Raw genomic sequence first — 21,741 nt, 5'->3', positions numbered from 1 at the left:
AGTACCTGGCCGGTTTCGCTGTCGCGTTGGGTCGCCTGACGTGACCGACGACCTCGGCATTGCCGCCGTCGGTCCCCGCACGCCGTGGCACCTTGCGGGCACGGCGTGCGGGACCGTTGGCGTTTTTCAGCTTTCGCTGCCGACGTAGAGCAGTCGGTCTGGTGAGTCGCTGAGGCTGGTGACGGTGGCCTTGGTGGAGGCACGGATCAGCGCGTTGGCGACCTGCGCCGGTGTGGCGTCCTGGTGGTCGGACAGGTACATCGCGGCCGCACCGGTCACGTGCGGCGCGGCGAAGGACGTCCCGGTCCAGTTCGAGATGGTGTCCTCGGTCTCGGGCAGGCTCGGGATGTCCTTTCCTGGCGCGAAGATGTCCACGCACTTGCCGTAGTTCGAGCCGGGTTCCCCGGGTTCGGACTCATCCTGCTTGACCCACCTGGCGTCGGTGTCGTCGGAGGCGGCCACGGTGATGGCCTCCGCGATGCGCCCTGGTGATGCCTTGCAGGCGTCGGTGTTGTCGTTGCTGGCGGCGACGATCCAGGTGATCCCGTTGGCGATCGAGTTCTTGATCGCTGTCTCCACGGTGTTGCTACCGCCGAGGGATCCGATGCTGAGGTTGACCACGGCGGGCCGGCTGGCATGCGTGGTGATCCAGTCGATCCCGGCGACCATGGTGCCGTCCGACGGGTAGCTCCCGCAGCCGCCCACCCGCACCGCGACCACGTCGACCGCCTTGGCGACTCCGTAGGTCGTCCCGGCGATCACCCCGGCCACGCCGGTGCCATGGTCCTCTCCGAGGCAGCCTTCGGTGCCTTGGCCGTCGCCCGTCGCGTCATAGCCAGGTTTGAGGCGCTCACCGAACTCCTTGGTGCTCGCCTGGGTGCCGCTGTCCATGACGTAGGCGGTGACCCCTTTGCCATCCCCGTGAGGGGTGTAGCTTCCGTCGAGGGGCAGTCCGCGCTGGTCGATCCGGTCCAGTCCCCACGACACGTCCTGGCGAGGCCGGGACCGCGAGACGGGGGGCCGGGGCACGCGGATGATCCGATCGAGTTCCACCGAGGCGACACGGGGGTCCGCGGCCACTCGGCGGGCCTGGTCGGCGGTCATCGTGACGGCGTAGCCGGACAGGGCACGGTGGAAGCGGTGCGTGACCATCCCGCCGTACTGTCGCGCAAGCTCGTCGCTCACTGTCACCGCTCTGGACCCGGGCTGTTGTCTGAGCACCACGATGTAGCTGCCGGGATGGGACGTGGCGGCGGCCGGGAACGCGAGCAGCGGCAGGGTCAGCGCGGTGGCTACCAGAGCACACGACACGGGGCGTCTCACGGTATGACTCCTTCAGTTGGGAAATGACGACCATCCACGACTGTGCTGCCGGGTGGACTGGCTCGCAGTCCCAGCACGCGATCGGGTGACACGGCGGCGGTCGCCGGCCGTGTGCTGTGCCTGGCTTGTGTCACCCAATGCGGTCTAGTCGGGTATTTCGGGTTGTCGCGGCGGTGGCGGCTGGACACGGTGGCGAGCGTGGGAGGGTCGGTTCACCTCAGGTCGGCCGGCACGCGGTTCGGGTCCGCCGCCGGATCCGGATACCGGGAGGCGTCATGAGCAGTGCCACGATCGAGGACGACCTCTTCGGGAAGCTGTCCGTCGTGATAAACGACAGCTGCGTCACCGTCTGCGGCGACCGGCTGCCGGAGGTGGTGCTGCGCCGCAAGGAGGGCGCAACGATCAACACCTACGTGCCGATCGGCACCAGGGACCCCGCCGGCCTCAGCCTGTCCGTCGACGGCTCGGACGCGCTGATCAGTCCCCGCCCGGGAAAATACAGCCGGCGGTCTTACCGGGTGACCGCCGAATTCGGCGGTGCCCGCTACCTGCTCACCCCGGCCAGCGCCACGACCAGCAGGCTACTTCGCGACGGTCAGCCACTGGGTGACCTGTCCACACCCGAAAGCGGCCAAATCTCCGCCGAGTGGACCGACATCAATGCGGTCGGTCCCACGGACGCCGCGATCGGCTACGCACTGGCCGCATCGTTCGGCGCCGGAGCCAGGCTCTTTGTCTTCGTGATGCTGGAAGGGATAGTGGACGCGGGTCCGGGGTGAACACGTTCACGAACATTCCGGCCGTGGAGTGCGGCTCCCGAAACCGGCCGAACGCACTGTACGGCACAATTCTTTGTCGGTCGGAAACTCCGGGCGACGAGGCTGGTATTCGCGGACAAGGAGCGGGAGGTATCTGGGAACCGAAGACGGCCGGGGTCGAGTCATCCGATCGTGCTCCGTTTCTCCCCGCCTGGGTGTCGGTCGCCCGGCTCATGCTTCGGTGGCCCATCAGGCTGGTAACGGAAGTGCCTGTTCAGGCTTCACTCACAAGAGATGATGTGCGCCCGGCGCACACATTGTGTGAGCCGCTGAATGCTTCGGAACGTGCGGATGGTCGCACATTCCAGGAGGCCCGGAATATCTTCGATGTCGACTGTGCCGGCCGGTAGCCGGCTCCAGTCTGAGAGGGGCGGAAACAGCGATGACGACATCAGCGAATCCCGGGACCGGGACGAACGACCGCCCGGTGGGCACCCTGATCGACGCGGAGCCGCTGGAGATGGCGCTTTGGCCGGAGCACGCCTCGGCCGGATACCGGATCCGGTACCAGGGTGTGGGCTACGACGGCACCGGGCGCACGATCTCCGGCCTGGTGTTCCTACCGGAAGGCGACCCGCCACCCGGCGGCTGGCCTGTGCTGAGTTACGCCCACGGCACCACCGGGCTGTCGAGCAGCACCGCCCCCTCCCAGGTAGGACTGCCCCGCCTCGAACGTGCCCACGTGGCGAGCTGGCTGGCAGCCGGCAAGGTCATCACGGCCACCGACTACGAAGGGCTGGGCGCGCCAGGGCCACATCCTTACCTCAACGGGGAAGCGGTCGCCGACGACGTGATCGACATTGTCCGCGCCGCCCACGGCCTGGACCACCCGTTGAGTCCGCGTTGGCTGGTAGCGGGGTTCTCCCAAGGCGGCCACGCCGCCCTGTTCACCGGTCTGATCGCCACGAGGTACGCTCCGGAACTGGACTTCCGGGGCACCGTCGCGCTGGCCCCGCCGGTGCACCTTCCGGCGATGATCGAACAGCAGACCGCGGACGCCGAGGGCCCGGTCACGGTTTTCCTGCCGTTCCTCCTCGCCGGTCTGCGTGTGTCCCATCCCAGTTTCGACGCCCGCCGTTGCCTGACCGAACAAGGCGGCAGGCTCGTTTCGCTCGCCGAGCAGGGCACCCTGCTCGACGTCCTCAAAGCAACGGCACACGTGACCAACCGGGATATCGGCACAACCCGCCTGGCCAACCGTCCTGGGGTCGGCGAGGTCCTCGATACCTGTCGAGTCCCGGCCGTCCGGTGGGACCGGCCGGTGCTCATCGCGGCAGGCCAGTCCGATGAGGTCTTCCCAGCCGATGTCATCGTGCGGTTCGTGACCGACATCCAGCAGACCGGCAGCGATGTCCGGCTGCTCACCTTTCCGGGCGCGACCCATGTCGACATGCTGGCCGCTGGTACCGCCGACATCCTGGCCTGGGCCGACCAGGCGCTGGCCACACCCATCCCGGGTGCGAGAGCTCCGGTCGACGACCGTGCGAGAACCAGGTTCAACGTGCTGGACGCCACCGGCGACGGCTACCTCACGAGAGACGACTACGAGGCATTCGCCCTGCGCCTGGTGCAGGCATTCGGCGAACCTCCGGGGTCTCCCCGGGCGGTCGCGGTCCGCGAGGGTTACCGGATCCTGTGGCAGGCCCTGGCCGAGCGCTCGGACACCGACGGCGACGGACGCGTGAGCGAGGCCGAGTTCCTGCGGTGGATCGAGACGTGCACGGCCGAAGACCGCATCGACCAGGAGATCATTCCACTGGCCAACGCGGTCATCGATCTGGTGGACGTCGACGGCGACGGGCTGGTGGACCGGGACGAGCTCACCCGGCTGCTCATCGATGCCCAGGTGCCCGCCGACGAGGCGCAACAGATCTTCGACCGGCTCGATCTCGACGGCGATGGACATGTGTCGCCAGACGAGATCATCGAAGCCGTCCGGAGGTTCTGTGTGAACCCGGACCAGGGTGAGCCCGGATACTGGCTGTTCGGCCGGTTCTGAACAGCCTGATTACCGGCATGTGGTGTACCGCGCGCAACGGAATCGATGCGCGGTCGTCCCTCGCTGGTGACGCCAGCCGCGATCAGGCAGCGCACCGCCACGGGGCCGTTGTCCTGCGTTTCTCGTTCCGCCGGGAGCCAGCCCGGGAAACGGCCGAAGCGCGGTTTCGGGACGGCTCCGTCGCGGGTGTCGAAATCGCCGGGCGCCCATCACCATGACTTGCGCAGGAGAGGGAAAGTCCTTTAACGCGACGATGAACCGGTTCATCCGCTCGGGTTGTTCAGGTCACTGGTTCGCGTGATGGCGCTGCCGAAGGCTTCCAACCATAAGCGGGGAAACTACTGTCAGTGGTGGGAGGGTTACGGTGAGAAATGAGAGGTGAAATGAACCGTTCCGTCGAACGAACGAGCTTTCCCATCCGTGGCACGACTTCCGGCCAGGTCATCGTCGCGCCATTCGTCCACCCCGTGCGCGGGCCGGTCCACTGCCCAGCGGCTGCACTGATAGCGGCCAGTTTGCGTGATCACGGTCTCGACGTACGCAGGAGTACCCGCTCGCTGACCGTCGGTCCAGGTCCCGCGGACGGCGTGCTGGTCAACGCGTCGTACCTGGACCGCGGCGGACAGGCAGTCGGATTCGCTGTCGCTGTGCACCTCGCCGACGAAATGGCGATCGCCATCGCCAACGAGGTCGTCCATGGCTGGTCCGACATGTGGCGAACGCGTCGGGTCATGGTCGCCGGCACCGGCTTCACCAGCGACTCGTGCACATGTCCCGGGCCCCTCGGCGGCTACCGCACGCAGGAAGACGAGGTCTCGTGCGCCCACGCCGAGATCATGTCCGCGGAGATCGACCGATTCCGCTGTGACGGCGATCATGTTGTCGTCATCGGCAAACGCGAGGACGTCGCTCAGCCGGCGAACACCAGCGAGACCACCGTCGTCGAGTCCGCCGACGAGGTGGCTGGAATCGAGGCGGATCCCGAACGAATCGGCTACGTGGTGAGCCCCAACGTGGTCGTCGAGGACGCCGCGCTGATCATCGCCGCCCTCCGGGCCCGGTTCCCCCGAATCCGGGGCCAGCACCCGGCGGGGTTCTGTTACGGGCCGTCCGACCGAGCGGCGTCCGTCCGCGCAGTGGCTGCCGCGGCCGGTTCGATGCTCGTGCTCGGCACCGCGGGATCGGCCGACACGACGGAAGTCACGGGACTGGCCGCGTCGGGTGGCACACCGGTCCAAGTCATCGACCATCCGGCTCGTATCAGTCGAGCCTCGCTCCGCGGGGTGGAGTGCATCGGCATCGCGGTGGCTCGTTCGTCGCCGCCGTGGCTCTGTCAGGACGTTGTCGAGATACTGTCGGGGCTGGGTCCCCTGTCGGTCGTGTCGCGGACGGTCTGCAGTGAGACTGTCGGCCTCGACACCCGTTCCGCAACGAACAAAGGCGATCGCGATCCTGCGGTCGTGCCCCTGCCGGCAGGTTCTCCCGGCAGATACTGCGGGTAGGCCTTACGCCCTCGGTAGTGCTGGGTCATCGCGTCCAGGTACGGCCAGTAAAACCACCTCTGAGTCGGCCGGAATGGCCGACGGCTCATCAAAACCTGGGGAGCGGCCGCCGAGCACACGTGTCCTGCGATCAGTGCTGGACCTGATCCCACCACCAGGCGATGCCCGGCGGTGGCGGCAATGACGGAATCACCGGCGGGACCGCGGTGACCTGGATTGTCGGCCGATCATGCTTGCGGTAGCGAGCCGTGCCGATGCTCCAGTCGAGGTTTCCGCGGATCCAGGCGGACAGCCCATGCAGGTAACGCACTGTTGCCCGGCTGACGCGCGGTTTGGTCTCGTCATGGAGTTGGAGGTACAACGCCAGGACACGGTTACGGAGTCCGACCGCGTCGGACAGCGCGGCCTGGGACGTTTCTTGCCGTTCGTGCGCCATCACGTCGATCATGTTGAGTTTGTCCCCCGTACGTTTGTGCTCCTTGTAGTACGAGGCGATGTCGTTGTCCCAGCCGACCACGTCGCAGGCCATCTCGGTCAGCGCACGGACATCCGGCCGGTCGATCTCATCGGCCGGCACCTCGTATCCTTCGGCGATGTCGAGCGTCATGACGCAGACTTCCATGCTGCCGTTGCGGATCCGGGCCACGGCGTACTGGTCGACCGTCGGCACCGCGTCGATGTTCCGGTATGCGGCTTCCCAGACCTGGTAGGCCAAGTAGGCCTTCATCGCCCGGACCCACCGGGCGGTCTGGGCGAAGCTGGCCATACCGTCCAGCCGCTGCCGCAGGTCGGCCAACGCGTATCCGAGTGGGCCGGCTGGTCCCGCCCGGCCCGTTTCGGCGATCCGGGTCATGTCGGCGATGAGGATCGCCATGGTGACGGGGTCGTGGCTGTGGCGGCCCTCGTCGCAACAGGCGTCGTCGAACGCGAACAGCCACATGAGACTGTCCGCAGAGAACTGCGCGCGGCACTGGTCTTCGGCGGTGGTAGCCGTACGGCCCGCCAGCTCGCCTGCTCGCAAGCCACGCAGGCGAACCGTGCCGGACTTCCGCCCGTCGATTCCGAAGCGACTGATCCAGTGAATCGCGTTGCTGTCCCACAGCTTCCAGTCCGGGTGGAGCGCAGGAGCGATGGGGCACCACAGTGCGGGCATGTCGTGATCTGTTGTGTCCATGGATCCTCGGTTCACGGCGGCAGGGACCGGGAGTTGTGCGGCGGAGCCCGCCGCGGACCACCATCAGCCCGGCCGGTCTCTGCGGATGATCCGGATTCGCTGCCCGCGCGGGTTCAGGATCAGTGATATCCGTGTGAGCGGGCGAATCGGTGTGCCCACCGCCTCGATCCGCCACCGCGATGCGATCGCGGCCAGGATCAACGGAGCCTCGATCATGCTGAAGGCGTCGGCAATGCACTTGCGAGCGAGTGCCGACAGGGCCCAGCCCAGAGTTGACGCGACGGTCTCGATGCCGCCCAGGAACAAGGTGACCACCTGATCGGAGATCTCCTGTTCCGACAAGGGCTCCGCGTTCTCGTCACGCGCGGCCAGCAGCATGGACATCAGATCCCCGTGATCAACCCCGGCGGTCCGGTAGTCCGCGGTCAGCTGATCGGTGATCTCGCGAATTCGCCGGCGCGCCCGGTCGTAGCGGACCTTGCCGGGAGTGGGGATCCTGTCCGCCGGCGGCATGAACATGCGCCTGCCGGCACTGGAGATGATCTCGGTCAGCACCATCTGCGCGTCCTCGACCAACGCACGGGACGCGGGTGCGGCGAACATCGTCCGTGCGGCGATCCTGGCGGTGATCGGGTACATCGCCGTGTACGCGTCAAGCACCTGGCCGTCCTGCCAGAGGCTGATCACCGCCTCGGTCTCGGTCGTGATCGTTCTCGCGTAGCCGGGGAATCTCCCGGGATGGAACGCGGGCTGCATGAGCCGGCGCAGCCGTCGGTGCTCGGGCCGTGGGCAGGTCGTCACGCTGTCACCGATGAACTCCCGCAGCCTGTCGACGAACAGTCCACCCTTCTCGAAAACCCGGTCGTTGACCAGTACCTGGTGGGCCAGTTCGGGATGGCTCACCACATACGCCTTGGCCCGGCCCACCCGGAACTGCACCAGATCGCCCTGCCCGGCCGCCTCCGCGGATGCGAAGGTCGCAGTCTCCATGACCCGTCCTTTCACCCACAGCGATGAAGTGCTTGTCCGGACTACTGACGTTCGACAACTACGGGTCCAGTGCCGTACCCGGCATCCCCCGGTCCATGACGAAGATGTTGCATATTCGGCGCTGTTCAACAAGGGGACGGCGGAAGTTGAACAGGACCGGATGTTGTACATCCGCGGCAGCGATGCGTATTCCGTGTGACAAGTCCGTCCGGGTGTACTTGATCCAGATACCCGGTCGTCGGTGCGCTGGCGCGTACCACATCCACCAACGAGGTCAACGCACTCAGGACACCGGCCAGCCTGGGGCAGCTATGAAGACTACGACCACCCGGCGCTGAAGAAGCAGAAGAGAAAGCCGACGATACCGGCGATCGTCCCGCGCGGGAGGCCCCTGTGGACCACATCGCCTATCCTGGTCTGAACGTTCCGTTCGAGGAGCAGATCAGCGCGTTCGTCGATGAGACCGAAGGTCATCTCAGTTCCTGGGCGCGGGGTTCGGGCATGATCGCCGATGAGCAGAACGGTGTGCGGTTCGACTCGATGCTGCTGGGGCGGCTGGCTGCCCGAACCTACCCGATGGCCGATCAGCGCAGCCTGTTCACCTTGGCCGACTGGATGGGCTGGTTCTTCCTGTTCGATGACACCCTCGACGACACCAGCGAGGGTCGCGACATACGGTACGTCCGTCCGATAGTGCGAGCACTTGACCGAATCCTCCACCAGGATCCGATTCGGCTGGAATTCGAAGGGGACAGCCCGGTCTCGCTTGCTCTGGCCGATCTGTGGCGCCGGACCGCGCGCAGCATGCCAGCATCATGGCGAAAGCGGTTCGTGCGGAACATGTCCGCTTATCTGTATGCCTACGTCACCCAGGCGGAAGTCAACACCTCCCGGAGAGCCTTGACCGAAGAGTCGTATGTCCTCCATCGGCTGCGCTCCGGAGCCGGGTTCGCCTCGATCGACCTGATCGAGTTCGCCCAGAACGCCAGCCTGCCGGACGACCTGCATCAGCGACCGGAACTGCAGACTCTGAAGGAAACCACTTCGAACGTCGTGTGCTGGAGCAACGACGTCTTCTCCGCCCCAAAGGAGATCACTCGTGGGGACCTGTGCAACTACGTCGCCGTCCTGCAGCAGCAGACCCAACTGCCGTTTCAGCAATGCGCGAACATGGTCTGCGAACGAATCCTGGATCAGGTGCGGCTGTTCGAGGACACCGAGGCTCTGCTGGCGCGGACGAAGTCCCGGAACACCTGGGGACCGTCCACCACGCGAGCGCTCGGCGGCTACGTCAAAGGCCTGAAAGCATGGATGCGCGGCAACATCGACTGGTCCCTGGAGACCGCGCGGTACCGTCATCGCGCCATCGGCTCGCTGTGATGTCGGGCTCCTGGAACAGTGCGTATTTTCCGGACTGGCACGCGGTCGACGCGACCAGGCCTTTCGTCCGGTCCTGCTGGAAACGCCGTCGCCACGTGCGCAGCGACCTCCCGGATCGGTAAGCGCCCAGCACCTCGCACACCGCCGATACCGGTGAGCACCAACGCCTCGGGCTCCACCCAGTTCCTCGCCTCACCGATGGTCACGGACTCAGGAAGGAGGTCACCAGCGAAGCAAGATCGTCAAACGTCTCCCGACAACGATCAGTCAAGGATGTCCTGAGCCTCTACAGTTCGTCGGTCGCGGACCCGCTCCATCTCACCGAGAACGGGCTTACTGGAGCTACCTCGTCTCTGGTGACCTGACGTGCCGGGGGCTGACGGGGTGGAGGCCGTGGCAAGCATGGAACGAACCGTCGTCGCCCGAACCGACGACGAAGTGTTGACGTGGGCCCGTGCTGTGGTGGATCAGGTTCCGCACTCGGCGGTGGACCGTTTGCGGAGTCGATGCGGCGCAGTGCTGGTGACCACTTCGGTTGGTGGGACGAACAAGGCAGTCCGTTGAATGATTGCGGTGGCAAAGCTTCCAGCCGCCTTTGGCGTTGCTGCAGGCGGCGGATCTGGTTGATGTCGCGGGTGGTCGTGCCCGGAGGCAGGCCCAGGCCGACAAGCTGCTGCTCCGTGCGAGGCACCAGTTGCGACTCCGGACGGAACCTGTTCACCGATCTCGGCCTGGCCTACCTCGGTCCGGTCGACGGACATGACTTCGCTGACAAGCCGGCACCACCCAGGTCCGCGTCGAACGCGAAGGTGAGGAAACCCGCGCCACGCAACGCGTCGATCAACCCCGCAGGCAGTTCGCCGGTGTCGTCGGTGTTCTCGGGATCGATGTGCTCGCGCACAACCGTCTCTGCCTTGGCGACCCACTCGTCGCCGGCCACACGATCCGGGGCGTCCTGCTCTGGGAATCCATTGAGCAGGTTCACATCCAACCGTCCGGTACACAAACTGGTGAGCAGGGTCGACACGTCAACCCGCATCGCTGGGATCCTTCGGTTCGACGGGAAGAACACATCGCGAACAGCGATCGTGCGTCGAGACAAACCGCGCTGACAAGGGATTGCCGGCGATGTCACCCAGCCGAACCTTCTTACGGGTGACGTTTCCCGTCACTCCCGAAGAAAACCTCGCCGCCGAACTACGCACCGTTATTTCATCGTCGCCCACATGATTCGCTTTGTCGACAGCGGCGTCCGGTGCCGACCAAACGTACGAAACGATTGGTATCATCGGGTAGTGACTCTGGGGCAATATCACGGTCTGTCGCGCGATATGCACCCCTCCGGTGGGGGCTCATGTGGTCCAGGACCAACCTGGCGACACTACTCCCTGATCAGGAACTGGGCCGGTGCCTGCTGAGTTCGGTGTTCGATTCGGCGCCGGTGCGGCGATGTGAACGGGTGTCCGGGGTGTTGACTTTGCACAGCGAGGTGGCGCACGTGTGGATCCGTTCGTTGCGTTGGAAGCCGGCCTGTCGGTGTGCGACTCATCGCGCTGATCAATTGACGGTCGAAACTGGTCAGACGTGCCGAACTGCGGCAATGCGCACACCGTGCGATTACGGACCGTACAATTGTGTAGTCTGAATGGGTGTCGGCAGGGTCAGTTGTGGTGCTTGTGCCGGTTGAGATTCACGCAAATGCGTTGGGCTCGTCCTCGAATTGATTGTTAAACTTGCGGAGAGCGTTTCACTAGGTTGCGAGCCACAGGTGGGGCGTGTTGTGGGCGTTCGACGAGTTCCCAACGAGAGTTTGCGTGAGCTGTTGTCGGAAGCGCGGTGGACGGGGGAGGCGCTCGCACGTGCGGTCAACACGGTGGCTGCCGAGGCGGGTGTGACACTGAGGTATCGGCGGTCGTCGGTCTCGCATTGGCTTTCGGGCATACGCCCGCGGCCGCCGGTGCCCGCCTTCGTCGCCGAAGCGCTCAGTCGTCGTCTTGGCCGTACCGTGACGGTGCCGGAAACCGGCTTGGTGAAGACGTCTCCGCCGGTGCGGGCCGCGTGGCACGCGACGGACTGGTGGGACGGTGATCCCGTCGGTCGGCTGCTCGACCTGTCAGAACGTGCCCAGCAGGGCCGGGAGGTGCTGGCGGAATGCGCCTACAGCCTCGCGGCGTTGGAGGTACCTGACTGGGTCCGGTTGACCGCTGAGCTGCCACGCCAGCGGTCGGCATCCCGGGATGGTGGGCGGGTGGGGCGCGGTGAGGTGGACGCGGTGACAACCATGCTCGCGGTCTTCTCGTCCTCGGATTCGATGTTCGGCGGGCGCAGGGGACGGGACGCGTTGATGCGGTATCTCGGTCTGCCGGTGGCGAGCTGGCTTCGGGCCGACGCACGCCCGGCGGTGCGGCGGCATCTGCTCGTCGCTGTCGCCCGGCTGACCTACCTCTGCGGCTTCATGAACTTCGACGAACAGCTGCACGGCATCGCCCAGCGGTATTACTCGACCAGCCTGATGCTCGCCGCGGAGGGCGGGGATGTGGCCGGTCACGCGCTCGCGTTGCGAGCGCTGAGCGTGCAAGCCCGCACACTGGGGCACTACCGGCAGGCCGTTCATCTCGCTGAGGCAGCCGTGCGGAGCGCGGCGCGGCGAGTGAACCCGCAGACTCGCGCCTTTCTGCTCGGGCAGCTCGCTGTCGCTCATGCCGCCGCGGGCGACCGGTACGACGCCGTGATCAACCTCGGTCTCGCCGAAAGCGAACTCGAGCAGGCGGACGTGCTCCCGCGATTGGTGGGTGCGTTCCACGGTGGTTCCCTGGCGCATCAACGCGCCGTGGTGGCTGCCTGCGCGGGCGACCGCCGGGGGGCGATCACGGCGCTGGAAGCGGCGTCGCGCCAACGGCCGGCGACCGAGCGGCGGTCCAGGGCGATCGTTCTCGCTCGGTTGGCCGAACTGCAGGCCGCGAGCGGTCAGCTGGAACTCGCCTGCCGTACGTGGACGCAGTTCCTCGCGGACTGCCCCCAGCTGTACTCGGCCCGGATCGACTCGGCACTGGCCAACCTGCGCGCTCTGACCCGTCCGCACCAGCGGAACGCATCGGTGCGCAGGCTCCACGAGATCGCAGCCACCCTGTCACACCGGCGCGATCAAGCCGCCTCGGGGATCAACCTGGACGCGATGGCGAGGTGAACGGGCAACGACCTGACCCGGAAGACATCCGCGGCGGTTCGGTTCACGAACCGTCCGCGGCGTGGCGCACGCCCCAGGGCAGCCCGAAGTGGATGGTTTCGCGGGTGACCTCGCGTTCGTGCACGGTCACGGTGCCCAGACCGCTCAGTGCCGCCACCACATCGTCGACCAGACCTGGCGGAGCGGAGGCTCCGGCGGTAAGACCGAGGGTGGTCACCCCATGCAGCCAACCGGGCTGGATGTCGCCGGCGCGGTCGATCAAGTGAGCGGGGGTGCCCTGCCGGCGGGACAGCTCGACCAGGCGGACGGAGTTGGACGAGTTCGCGGATCCGACGACCAGGACCAGGTCCGCAAGGGAGACGATCGCCTTGAGGGAGTTCTGGCGGTTGGTGGTGGCGTAGCAGATGTCGCCGGTCGGTGGTTCGCGCAGGGCGGGGAACCGCTGCCGGAGCGCGTCGACAACGTCCGCGGTCTCGTCCACGGCGAGGGTGGTCTGGGTGAGGTAGGACACCCGCTGTGGGTCGGCCACCCTCAACTGCCGGACATCGGCCGCGGACTCGACCAGGACAGTGGCGTCCGGGGCCTCGCCCAGGGTGCCTTCCACTTCCTCGTGGCCGGCGTGGCCGATGACTACCACGGTGTCGCCGCGGGCGGCGAACCGGCGGGCTTCCGAATGGACCTTGGTGACCAGTGGGCAGGTGCCATCGAGGACGTCCAGGTTCCGTTCGGCGGCTTGCGCGCGTACGGCAGGGGACACGCCGTGGGCGGAGAAGACCACGACGGACCCGTCGGGCACTTCGTCGAGCTCTTCGACGAAAATGGCGCCACGGTGGGTGAGGTCTTCGACGACGTGTCTGTTGTGGACGATCTGTTTGCGGACGTAGACCGGTGGGGTGTGGGTGAGCAGCGCCTGCTCGACGATCGCGATGGCCCGGTCGACGCCCGCGCAGAAGGAGCGAGGACTTGCCAGCAGGATCGTGCGTGCGGTCGCTACCGCCGTCCACGCCGCCAGAGCCGCCTGAGCCGACTCCCTTGCCGCCAGGTCCGACGACAACGTGGCGACGCCGAGGCCGGCCTCGGTACGTCCGTCGCGGTCGATCAGCTTGTGATGGGCGACAAGGCCTTTTGTACCAAGGAAAAGCGGCCCGGTGACCGCCGTAACGCCACGGCGGCGCAGCTCGCCGGTGAGTAGGGGTGCGGCAGGGCACGCCACTTGGTCGCCGCCCGCTGTGCGCAGAGTATCGGCGACAAGGACGCCGCCAGCGGGCAGAAGGCCGGCACTGCTGTCCATTGTGGCCTCCTCAGACGTGGTCAGCGGTCCCGGTGACCGATCAGATGAGCCAGCATCAGCAGTTCGCCGGCCGCATCGGGTTTGCAGCGTGCCGCCGTGAGCTGCTGCTCGGCGGCGATCAGTTCGCTGTCGGCGGTTCGCCGTGCCCAGTCCCGGCCGCCCGCCGTCTCGACGAGCATCGCCAGGTGCCCGATTTCGTCCGGGCGAGGTCGCTCTGCCCGGGCGTAGTACCCGGCGAGCTCGTCCCCGGCCTGGGTGCCGGACGCAACGGCCGCGGCGACCGGCAGTGACTTCTTCCCGACCAGCAGGTCGTTGCCCGCGGGCTTGCCGGTGGCCTGCGGAGAGCCCCAGATCCCGAGCAGGTCGTCGATCAGCTGGAAGACCATGCCGAGGTGCCGACCGAACTGGGACAGTCTCGTGACCTGACCGGCTGTCGCGCCGCCCATGAGCGCGCCCAACGCACATGCGCCGCTCAGCAGGGCACCGGTCTTGTCCGCGGCCATCGCGACGCAGTCCGCCAGATCGACCGCGGCGCGGTTTTCGAAGGCGATGTCGGCGCTCTGCCCTCGGCACAGCGCCAGCACATAGCCACTCAACCAACGCACCGCCTCCGCCGCATGGACGCCGCCGTCCTTGGCGAGAACCTGGCAGGCCAGCGCGAGCATCGCGTCGCCCACCAGGATGGCCTGCGGCACGCCGAAAGCCGCCCACGTGGTCGGGCGGTGCCTGCGCACGGTGTCGCCGTCCATGATGTCGTCGTGCACCAGGGAGAAGTTGTGCACCAACTCGACGGCCACCGCGGCGGGTACCGCATGCTCAGCCGTACCGCCCACCGCGCGGGCCGCGAGCAGCACCAGGGCCGGGCGGATAGCCTTGCCGCCGTCGCCATGGGCGGGAACACCGTCCTTGTCCCACCAGCCCAGGTGATATCCGACGCCCAGACGCAACTCGGACGGCATGGTCTCCACCGCGGCCCGCAATCCCGGGTCGGTCAGCGACCGGCTCCATGCCAGCAGGTCAAGGACGGAACTGCCTGTGGCGGCAACAGAAGTGCTCGTCATGGCACCTGCTCCTAGCACGACGACCGGACAGCCCTCTCACCTGCGTACCATCCACGAAGCCGGACTTCAGCCCGTTGCCGGGACGGCGATGTACAACGTAACGGCGTGTTCAACTCGGAAACGGGTGTCATCCCTGATGAGGTCCTGATCCGGGAAGCCGAACAGGCACGCACCACGCAACGGGTGGACACCGACGATCTGGACGCGCTTCTGCCAATGCTCGTCGCTGGTATGTGGCAAGTCCAATTCGGTGGGCCGATCTCACGTTCGTGCTGATGGCGTGGAATCGGATGCGCTCATCGCGCGCAAACCGGCATCAGCGGCGACGGCGTCCGGCGATGTTCACGATAGCGCCCAGCCGGCGCAGAACGGCGGTGGGTGGTTCCGGGGCGGCGCCGGGAACTCGGAGCGGATTCACCGGTTTGTAGGACGCCGGCCAGGATTTGATGGGGGTCAACACGCTGGGTATTTATTCTCCGAGAGCGGCACTGCCGCGTTGGGCTGGCGGCGCGACATTCAGTCAACCGATTGTGTGACGGCGGGGTTTTGCGCGAGCGGAAACGACGGCAACGGCGGCGTGCGTACATTGTGGACGCTGGTAGCCTCTGCCCTCATGGACGCCACACCTCCCGTCGACTTGTACCCCGGACAGCCAGTGCGGGTGACCGGCAGAGGACATCTCAGCCGGTGCGGCACCATCGCATTCTTCACCGATGACGACGAATCAAGGGCATCGGAGGTGTGGGTGGATTTCGGTGACGGAGTGGTCATGCCCGTTATCCGCTGCATGATCGAGCCCATCGCGCTGGCGGCCGAGGGCGGAATTGTCGATCCGGTGGCGAGAGCGCTTGAGGCTTTGCGGACCTCTCGGCCGTCATCGCGATGGGGATCCTCGGGGTAGGACAAGGGGCGACGCCTGGTAGGGCACCGCAACGAGGCTGCGTCGAGGAGGCCGACGACAAGGGTGTCGTCGCCGTGTCGTGGACACGATGTGATCTGTGCGGTGGCCAGCTGGAACCTTGGGCATCATCGTTCGGTGGAACTGTTGGCGGAAGCCACTTCTGGTGGCTTGGCTGGTGTCGCTTGGTGGCTTTTGTCGACCTCCTAAGACGAGGAGGGCATCCTGAGCGTGTTCGTTCTGTTGATTACAGCCCAGTTCTTCTCCGGGCGATCTCCAAAGCCGTGCCGGTGTGGTGGTGAGCTGCCGGGCGCTGGTGGGTTGCGAGCCTGCCGGCAGGGACCCTGCCGGCGGCACCCAGTACGCGGCCTCCACCATCACCGTGGTGCCCATCCTGTCGTGGCCAGCTCGCGCTCGTGCAACCTGCCATAAAGTTAAACTGTGTGATCTTTCGCAGGTCTACCACGCCACTATTTGGCTGTGCTGGGATCTCCTGGGTGACAGGCGAGGACCTCACAACATCGACCGTTCCTCTGCGCCGCAGCTCTTGCCCATGTCCGCACAACTGGTTCTCGTCGAGCAGCCGCGACCACCGCTGATGACAACAAGGAAATGCCGTGCCTCTGTCGACTTCCGCCCATGCTTATGATCGATCCAGCACGGGACCGTTCCGGCACATCCCCGTGTTTGACATGCCTTACCCACCCGAGTCACCGAACAAGTCCCTTCCCGAGGCTGCAAACAACTTGCGAGAATGGTTACGGGGCCACCAGATCGCCACCTCGCCGGAGGCATGGGCGCAAGTGCGCCGTACGCGTCCGGACCTCATGGCGGCGCGGTACTACCCAAACGTCGACACCGCTTCCTTGATCCGTCACACGTGCTGGATCGCGTGGGCGTTCATCGTCGACGACGAACTCGACGACGGCCCGGCAGGCCGGGATCCGCAACGTTGCCGCGATGCCATCAATGAGCTCATCGACACCGCCAACGGGGAGAAGCCCAGAGGGCCCTATTCCGTCGCGTTGGACGAGCTGTGGAAGGCCACAACACAGGACCGTTCACGGGAGTGGCGGCAAATCCATTTCGCAGACTTCTGTGATTGGCTGTGGACTTACCACACCGAAGCCGTTCGGCGAGCTTCCGGTGAACGGATCGGCCTGGTGGACTACATCCCGTTTCGGTGCAAGTCGATCGCCATGCTGTTCTACGGTGCCGACCACGCCGAGGCCGCCTTGGGAATAGAACTGCCCCCCTATATACGCCGTCTGCCCGCGCTTGACAACATCCGGCATCTCGCCTCCGAGCACATCGGCCTGCTGAACGACATCTTCTCCATTACCAAGGACCGTGTCCTCGGCAACAGCAATGCCGTGCACATCGTCATGGCTGAGCAGAGCTGTGACCTGGCCACAGCGATTCGCCACGTCAACGCGCTTCTGACGGACAAGATCAACGCCATCGTCGACGAAGAAGCGGCTCTGGCCGTTCAACTCGCCGCTGCGGGCACCGAGGAAGAGACCACGTCGCAGCTGGCAACCTGTCTCAAAGCCTACAAGTCGGTGGTCCGGGGAAATCACGATTGGCATTTCGAAGTCGGCCGTTACACCGCTCCGGAAGCAATCCGTGACGGCGTCGCGCTCTACACCGAGGACCTGTTCGCCGACCGGACACACTGAGAGGACTGCGCCCGGACCACTGCATGCTGACCGAGGAGTCTTCGCTATGGCCATATCTGCCGTTCCAGGTGCCAGTCCTGTCATTGGCCACCTCGTTCCCCTCATGCGCAACCCTGTGGCGTTCATGAGCGGACTAGCTCAACACGGCGACCTGGTGACTATCAAGTTTGGCTTGAAAACCGCGTACGTGCCGTGCACCCCTGAGCTGATCAGAGATATGCTGTTCGACCTCGACACTTTTGAGAAGACGGGCCCGCTGTTCGAACAACTCAGCCGACTGTTCGGGCATGGGCTGGCGTTGTGTCCTAACGATGACCACCGGCGCCAGCGGCGGCTGATCCAGCCTGCTTTCCACAAACACAATCTGCCCGCATACTTCAGTAGTGCTGTGGAGGCGACAACCGAGGTGATCGCGTCCTGGCGGGACAACGGTGTCCTCAACGTATTCGCAGAAACCCGCGCACTCGCGGCGGAGGTTCTCGCCGCGACGATCTTCGTCGGCACGACAGTCGCACGCCAGGCTCTGCACGCCTTCAACAAGCAGCTAGCCGACATCCTCGACCAAATCCTGTGGCAGATGCTCCTACCTCGGCCCTTCGGTCGGCTCCCGCTACCTGGAAACAGGAGGTTCCAGCAGGCCAGAAAGAACTTCAAGACGATCCTCGATGAAGCCGTGGACGCCTACCTGGCCGAGCCCTCAAGCGAAACCACCAGCCTGCTGTATCACCTCACGCAGCCGCTCACTACCGGTGAGAAACTCACCAAAGAGGAACTCGTCGACCAACTCGGAACGTTCTTTCTCGCCGGAACAGAGACCACAGCCACCACTCTCTCCTGGACCCTTCACCTGCTCAGCCAGAACCCGCAATACAAAGAAGCCCTCTACGCAGAGGTTGACGACCGTCTGGCAGGGCGAAGGCCTGCCTATGACGATCTTGCCCAGCTGCCTGTCACTACCGCTGTGATCACCGAAACCCTCCGACTCTATCCGGTCACTGCCTTTCTCACGCGCGTCGCAAGAAAACCGGTTTCCCTGGGCAAACACAATATCCCTGCCGGCGCGACTGTCATCTTCAGTCCATGTATCGTTCAACACCGCGCCGCATTCTTCCCCGAACCCGAGAAGTTCGACCCCTACCGTTGGGTCAGCCCTGCCCCGCTCCCCAAAGGAGCGCTCATCCCATTCGGCGCAGGACCGCGGAAGTGCATAGGCGACAGCTTCGCTATGAACAATGCTGTTCTTTTCCTCGCCACAATCGCCACCCACTGGGAATTCGAGGACAGCTCCACGAAGTGTGTCCGGCCTGGATTCAATGTTTCGCCCTACCCGCAACACTTTCGCATCCGTCTTCATGCTCGCGATCCGCGGCGACGCAGAACGTAGATCGCGGCTTGTCCCCAAAGAGCGAGAACTGTAACGCGAATGGCGTTTCAGCTCTTGTTGTCAGTAGGTTTCAGCGTCGGCCAGCGGTCGCTGAAGGTGGTGAAGAACATGTCCAATTCGGGTTTCGCGGGACGTGAGGCGCTGTGATTTGAGTGGAGGTGGAAGAGCGAGCGGAGATCCATGTGTTCGGCTCCCGCGGGTCATCAATGGGTGCTGGACGCGGGTATCGAGGCGCGGCCGACTCGATCGACCACGTTGTCCCTGGTGGATTCGGGTGCGTCGACGATCGAAGACAAGCGTGTGCGGCACCGCCAGGCGGGTCCGGTTTATCAATTCCGTCACGCGAAACTGCAAGACCGCCTCGCTCATTCCTACGCCTCACGAACCTGACAGAAGAAAGCGGTAGCTCTACTGGACCCGACGATCCTGAGCAGGCCGAATCCGACCATCACGCTCGTCATCACAACCACTGGTCCTTCCTGAGCCGTAGGCGAAACCCGTCCGCACTGACGAAGGTGTTGCACCTTCAGCTGTGTTGCATCGCGGTGCTGTACAACGAGGGCCGGGCGGAGTTGAACACCACCAGACGTTGTACATCCGCGGAAGCCATGCGTGTTCCGTGTGTCAGTCGGTACCGGTGTACTTGATCCGGACGCCTGAACACTCGTGCCCTGCATGGAAGGCAGTCGAGCCTGGGACAGGACCGTTTGCTGGAGATGACGGACGAATGGACCGCACCACTGCGCTGGCACAGACCCGTCACACCGCTTGGCCGATCGTCGGTGCGACTGCGCATGCCACGGACGTGCCGATGAGGTCCCGTGCGCAGGCCGTAGGCCATGACGACCAAGACCCGAAGACAGTCCCGGAAACCACTTACGCGATCTCTTGCTGCGTGCTTTCGCCAGCGATGGAGAGTGCGACCGCGAAGTATGTCGGAGCCGGAGCACCGTTATGACCTATCCACTTCTGCGGCGGATCAGCGATCCGCGGCACCTCAAGGCGTTGTCGCACGGACAACTGGCCATGGTGGCTCAGGAGATTCGCGCGTTCCTGATCGAGAACGTCACCCGGACCGGCGGTCACCTCGGCCCGAACCTCGGCGTGGTCGAACTCACCCTGGCCTTGCACCGAGTCTTCGACTCGCCGACGGACAGCATCATCTTCGACACTGGCCACCAGTGCTATGTCCACAAGATCCTCACCGGGCGCCGGGATCTTTTCCGGACCCTCCGCGGCACCGGCGGGCTCGCCGGGTACCCACAAAGGTCGGAGTCCCGGCATGACCACGTCGAGAACTCACACGCGTCGACGGCACTGTCCTATCTGGACGGTCTGGTGAAGGCCAGGCAACTGTTGGGGGAGACGGATCGGGCTGTGGTCGCGGTTGTTGGTGATGGTGCCCTCACCGGGGGCATGGCGTGGGAGGCGTTGAACAACCTCGGAGCCGCTGCTCGCCCCGCCATCGTCGTACTCAATGACAACGGCCGCTCTTATGCCCCCACGGTCGGTGGCCTCGCCGACCACCTGACGGCTCTCCGCGACGAAATCGCGTCGAAGAACCTGTTCCGCGCTTTTGGACTTCACTATCTCGGCCCGGTCGACGGGCACAACCTGCCTGCGCTGGAGAAAACGTTACGTCAAGCGCGGAACCTGCGTCGCCCGGTGGTCGTGCACTGCGTCACAGAGAAAGGCCGCGGTTATGCACCCGCAGAGGCCGACGAGAACGACCGGATGCACGGCATCGGCGTGATCGACCCGACGACCGGCAGTGCCCCAACCCCCTCAGCCGCTAGCTGGACAGGCCTGTTCGGCAAGGAGATCGCGCGACTGGGCGCCGAACACCCGGAAATCGTTTGTATCACTGCCGCCATGCTCCGTCCGGTCGGCTTGCATGCGTTCGCACAACGGTTTCCCAACCGCGTCTTCGATGTCGGTATCGCCGAGCAACACGCCGTCACTTCGGCCGCCGGCCTTGCCATGGGCGGGCTGCATCCGGTCGTCTGCGTCTACGCCACCTTCATCAACCGCGCGATCGACCAGGTCCTCATGGACGTCGCGCTGCACCGGCTGCCGGTGACGTTCGTCCTCGACCGCGCTGGAATCACCGGGCCTGATGGCCCAAGTCATCACGGCATGTGGGACATCGCACTGCTCAGCCAGATTCCGGGCATGCGCATCGCGTCACCTCGTGACACCGCCGAACTCGCCGCGCAACTACGCGAGGCACTCACTACCGACGATGGCCCCACAGCGCTGCGGTTCCCCAAAGCCTCAGCAGGACCAGACATCCCGGCTCGCAACCGTATGGATGGCATCGACATCCTCCACCGCAGCGAACGTCGTCCCCTCGATCTGCTCATCGTGGCAGCGGGAACCACCGCAATCCCGGCACTGCGAGCCGCGTCCATTGTAGAAAGGCACGGTTATGGCGTGACCGTGGTAGACCCACGTTGGTTGCTGCCAGTGAACCCTACCCTGGTCCACCTCAGCGATCGGCACCATCTCGTGGTCACCGTAGAGGACGGCGTGCGGACCGGAGGCATGGGTATAGCGCTGGCACAGGCGTGCGTTGACGCAAGGGGCCGCACCCCGGTTCTCAACATGGGGATTCCCAGGTCGTTTGTGCATCACGGCAGTCGCGCGGACGTCCTTGCGCGCTGCGGCCTCGACGGGGAGTCGATCGCACGATTCGCCCTGACAGCGCTCACCACTACCAGAAGTGCTGTCTCGGAAGGGAGATCGCGATGAGCCGGGTAGATTTGGGGATGCTGTCGCTTCCGCCGCCCGTCCTGTCCGAGCGGCGAAAGACCCGTCAGCTCATGGTGGGCTCGGTTGGTGTGGGCAGTGAGTTCCCGGTCTCGGTGCAGTCGATGACCACCACGGTGACCGCGGACGTGAACGCGACGCTGCAGCAGATCGCGGAGCTGACCGCGGCCGGGTGTGACATCGTGCGGGTTGCCTGCCCGTCGCAGGACGACGCCGAGGCGCTGCCGGCGATCGCGCGCAAGTCGCAGATCCCGGTGATCGCCGACATCCATTTCCAGCCCAAGTA

At 65.4% G+C, this 21,741-nt stretch carries 15 protein-coding genes; 9 read left to right on the top strand and 6 right to left on the bottom strand.

What is annotated here, in order from left to right:
- Positions 1–126 precede the first annotated feature (126 nt).
- Entirely contained in the window at positions 127–1,323 is a 1,197-nt protein-coding gene (locus AB0J95_RS24915) for a S8 family peptidase (RefSeq protein ID WP_364762220.1), read from the bottom strand.
- A 275-nt stretch (positions 1,324–1,598) separates the two neighbouring features.
- Between AB0J95_RS24915 and AB0J95_RS24910 the strand changes: the two genes are divergently transcribed.
- The 3 genes from AB0J95_RS24910 to AB0J95_RS24900 all read left to right on the top strand — a co-directional run bounded on the left by AB0J95_RS24910 (position 1,599) and on the right by AB0J95_RS24900 (position 5,642).
- Positions 1,599–2,102 (top strand): hypothetical protein, encoded by a 504-nt coding sequence (locus AB0J95_RS24910; RefSeq protein ID WP_364762217.1) that lies wholly within the window; start codon positions 1,599–1,601, stop codon positions 2,100–2,102.
- 421 nt (positions 2,103–2,523) lie between these two features.
- Positions 2,524–4,140, top strand: a complete 1,617-nt coding sequence (locus AB0J95_RS24905) for an EF-hand domain-containing protein (RefSeq protein WP_364762214.1) — start codon at positions 2,524–2,526, stop codon at positions 4,138–4,140.
- Between the two features lie 383 nt (positions 4,141–4,523).
- The gene (locus AB0J95_RS24900) at positions 4,524–5,642 is read left to right on the top strand and encodes a hypothetical protein (RefSeq protein ID WP_364762211.1); all 1,119 of its coding nucleotides are present in this window, start codon (positions 4,524–4,526) and stop codon (positions 5,640–5,642) included.
- A 130-nt stretch (positions 5,643–5,772) separates the two neighbouring features.
- Here the strand turns inward: AB0J95_RS24900 and AB0J95_RS24895 are convergent, their stop codons facing one another.
- The gene (locus tag AB0J95_RS24895; RefSeq protein ID WP_364762208.1) at positions 5,773–6,816 is read right to left on the bottom strand and encodes a hypothetical protein; all 1,044 of its coding nucleotides are present in this window, start codon (positions 6,814–6,816) and stop codon (positions 5,773–5,775) included.
- 63 nt (positions 6,817–6,879) lie between these two features.
- Positions 6,880–7,806, bottom strand: coding sequence for a cytochrome P450 (locus AB0J95_RS24890; protein ID WP_364762205.1), 927 nt, complete (start codon positions 7,804–7,806; stop codon positions 6,880–6,882).
- Positions 7,807–8,199: 393 nt separating this feature from the next.
- Here AB0J95_RS24890 and AB0J95_RS24885 point away from each other — a divergent pair, with 393 nt between their 5' ends.
- Positions 8,200–9,186, top strand: a complete 987-nt coding sequence (locus AB0J95_RS24885; protein WP_364762202.1) for a hypothetical protein — start codon at positions 8,200–8,202, stop codon at positions 9,184–9,186.
- Between the two features lie 736 nt (positions 9,187–9,922).
- Here AB0J95_RS24885 and AB0J95_RS24880 read toward each other — a convergent pair.
- Positions 9,923–10,225, bottom strand: a complete 303-nt coding sequence (locus AB0J95_RS24880; RefSeq protein WP_364762199.1) for a hypothetical protein — start codon at positions 10,223–10,225, stop codon at positions 9,923–9,925.
- A gap of 741 nt (positions 10,226–10,966) precedes the next feature.
- Between AB0J95_RS24880 and AB0J95_RS24875 the strand changes: the two genes are divergently transcribed.
- A complete protein-coding gene (locus AB0J95_RS24875; RefSeq protein WP_364762196.1) occupies positions 10,967–12,373 on the top strand; it encodes a hypothetical protein in 1,407 nt (468 codons plus the stop codon).
- A 43-nt stretch (positions 12,374–12,416) separates the two neighbouring features.
- Here AB0J95_RS24875 and AB0J95_RS24870 read toward each other — a convergent pair whose 3' ends face one another.
- Both AB0J95_RS24870 and AB0J95_RS24865 read right to left on the bottom strand, forming a co-directional pair.
- Positions 12,417–13,664 carry a 4-hydroxy-3-methylbut-2-enyl diphosphate reductase gene (locus AB0J95_RS24870; protein WP_364762193.1) on the bottom strand — a complete coding sequence of 416 codons (1,248 nt, stop codon included), beginning with the start codon at positions 13,662–13,664 and terminating at the stop codon, positions 12,417–12,419.
- 20 nt (positions 13,665–13,684) lie between these two features.
- Positions 13,685–14,725 (bottom strand): polyprenyl synthetase family protein, encoded by a 1,041-nt coding sequence (locus AB0J95_RS24865; protein ID WP_364762190.1) that lies wholly within the window; start codon positions 14,723–14,725, stop codon positions 13,685–13,687.
- 1,515 nt (positions 14,726–16,240) lie between these two features.
- On the opposite strand from AB0J95_RS24865, the gene AB0J95_RS24860 reads away from it, so the two are divergent.
- The 4 genes from AB0J95_RS24860 to AB0J95_RS24845 all read left to right on the top strand — a co-directional run.
- The gene (locus AB0J95_RS24860) at positions 16,241–17,302 is read left to right on the top strand and encodes a terpene synthase family protein (RefSeq protein ID WP_364762187.1); all 1,062 of its coding nucleotides are present in this window, start codon (positions 16,241–16,243) and stop codon (positions 17,300–17,302) included.
- A 46-nt stretch (positions 17,303–17,348) separates the two neighbouring features.
- Positions 17,349–18,686, top strand: coding sequence for a cytochrome P450 (locus AB0J95_RS24855; RefSeq protein ID WP_364762184.1), 1,338 nt, complete (start codon positions 17,349–17,351; stop codon positions 18,684–18,686).
- Between the two features lie 954 nt (positions 18,687–19,640).
- Positions 19,641–21,437: a 1-deoxy-D-xylulose-5-phosphate synthase gene (locus AB0J95_RS24850; RefSeq protein ID WP_364762182.1), complete on the top strand. Its 1,797-nt coding sequence runs from the start codon at positions 19,641–19,643 to the stop codon at positions 21,435–21,437.
- On the top strand, positions 21,434–21,741 hold a 308-nt coding region (locus AB0J95_RS24845; protein WP_364762179.1), incomplete at its 3' end, for a flavodoxin-dependent (E)-4-hydroxy-3-methylbut-2-enyl-diphosphate synthase. The genes AB0J95_RS24850 and AB0J95_RS24845, both read left to right, overlap by 4 nt.

This window comes from Actinocrispum sp. NPDC049592 (genome assembly GCF_040675465.1).
In the GTDB taxonomy this organism is placed as follows: domain Bacteria; phylum Actinomycetota; class Actinomycetes; order Mycobacteriales; family Pseudonocardiaceae; genus Kibdelosporangium.
Note: the sequence above shows the minus strand (reverse complement) of the source record. Positions and strands in the feature narration are given on the sequence as shown.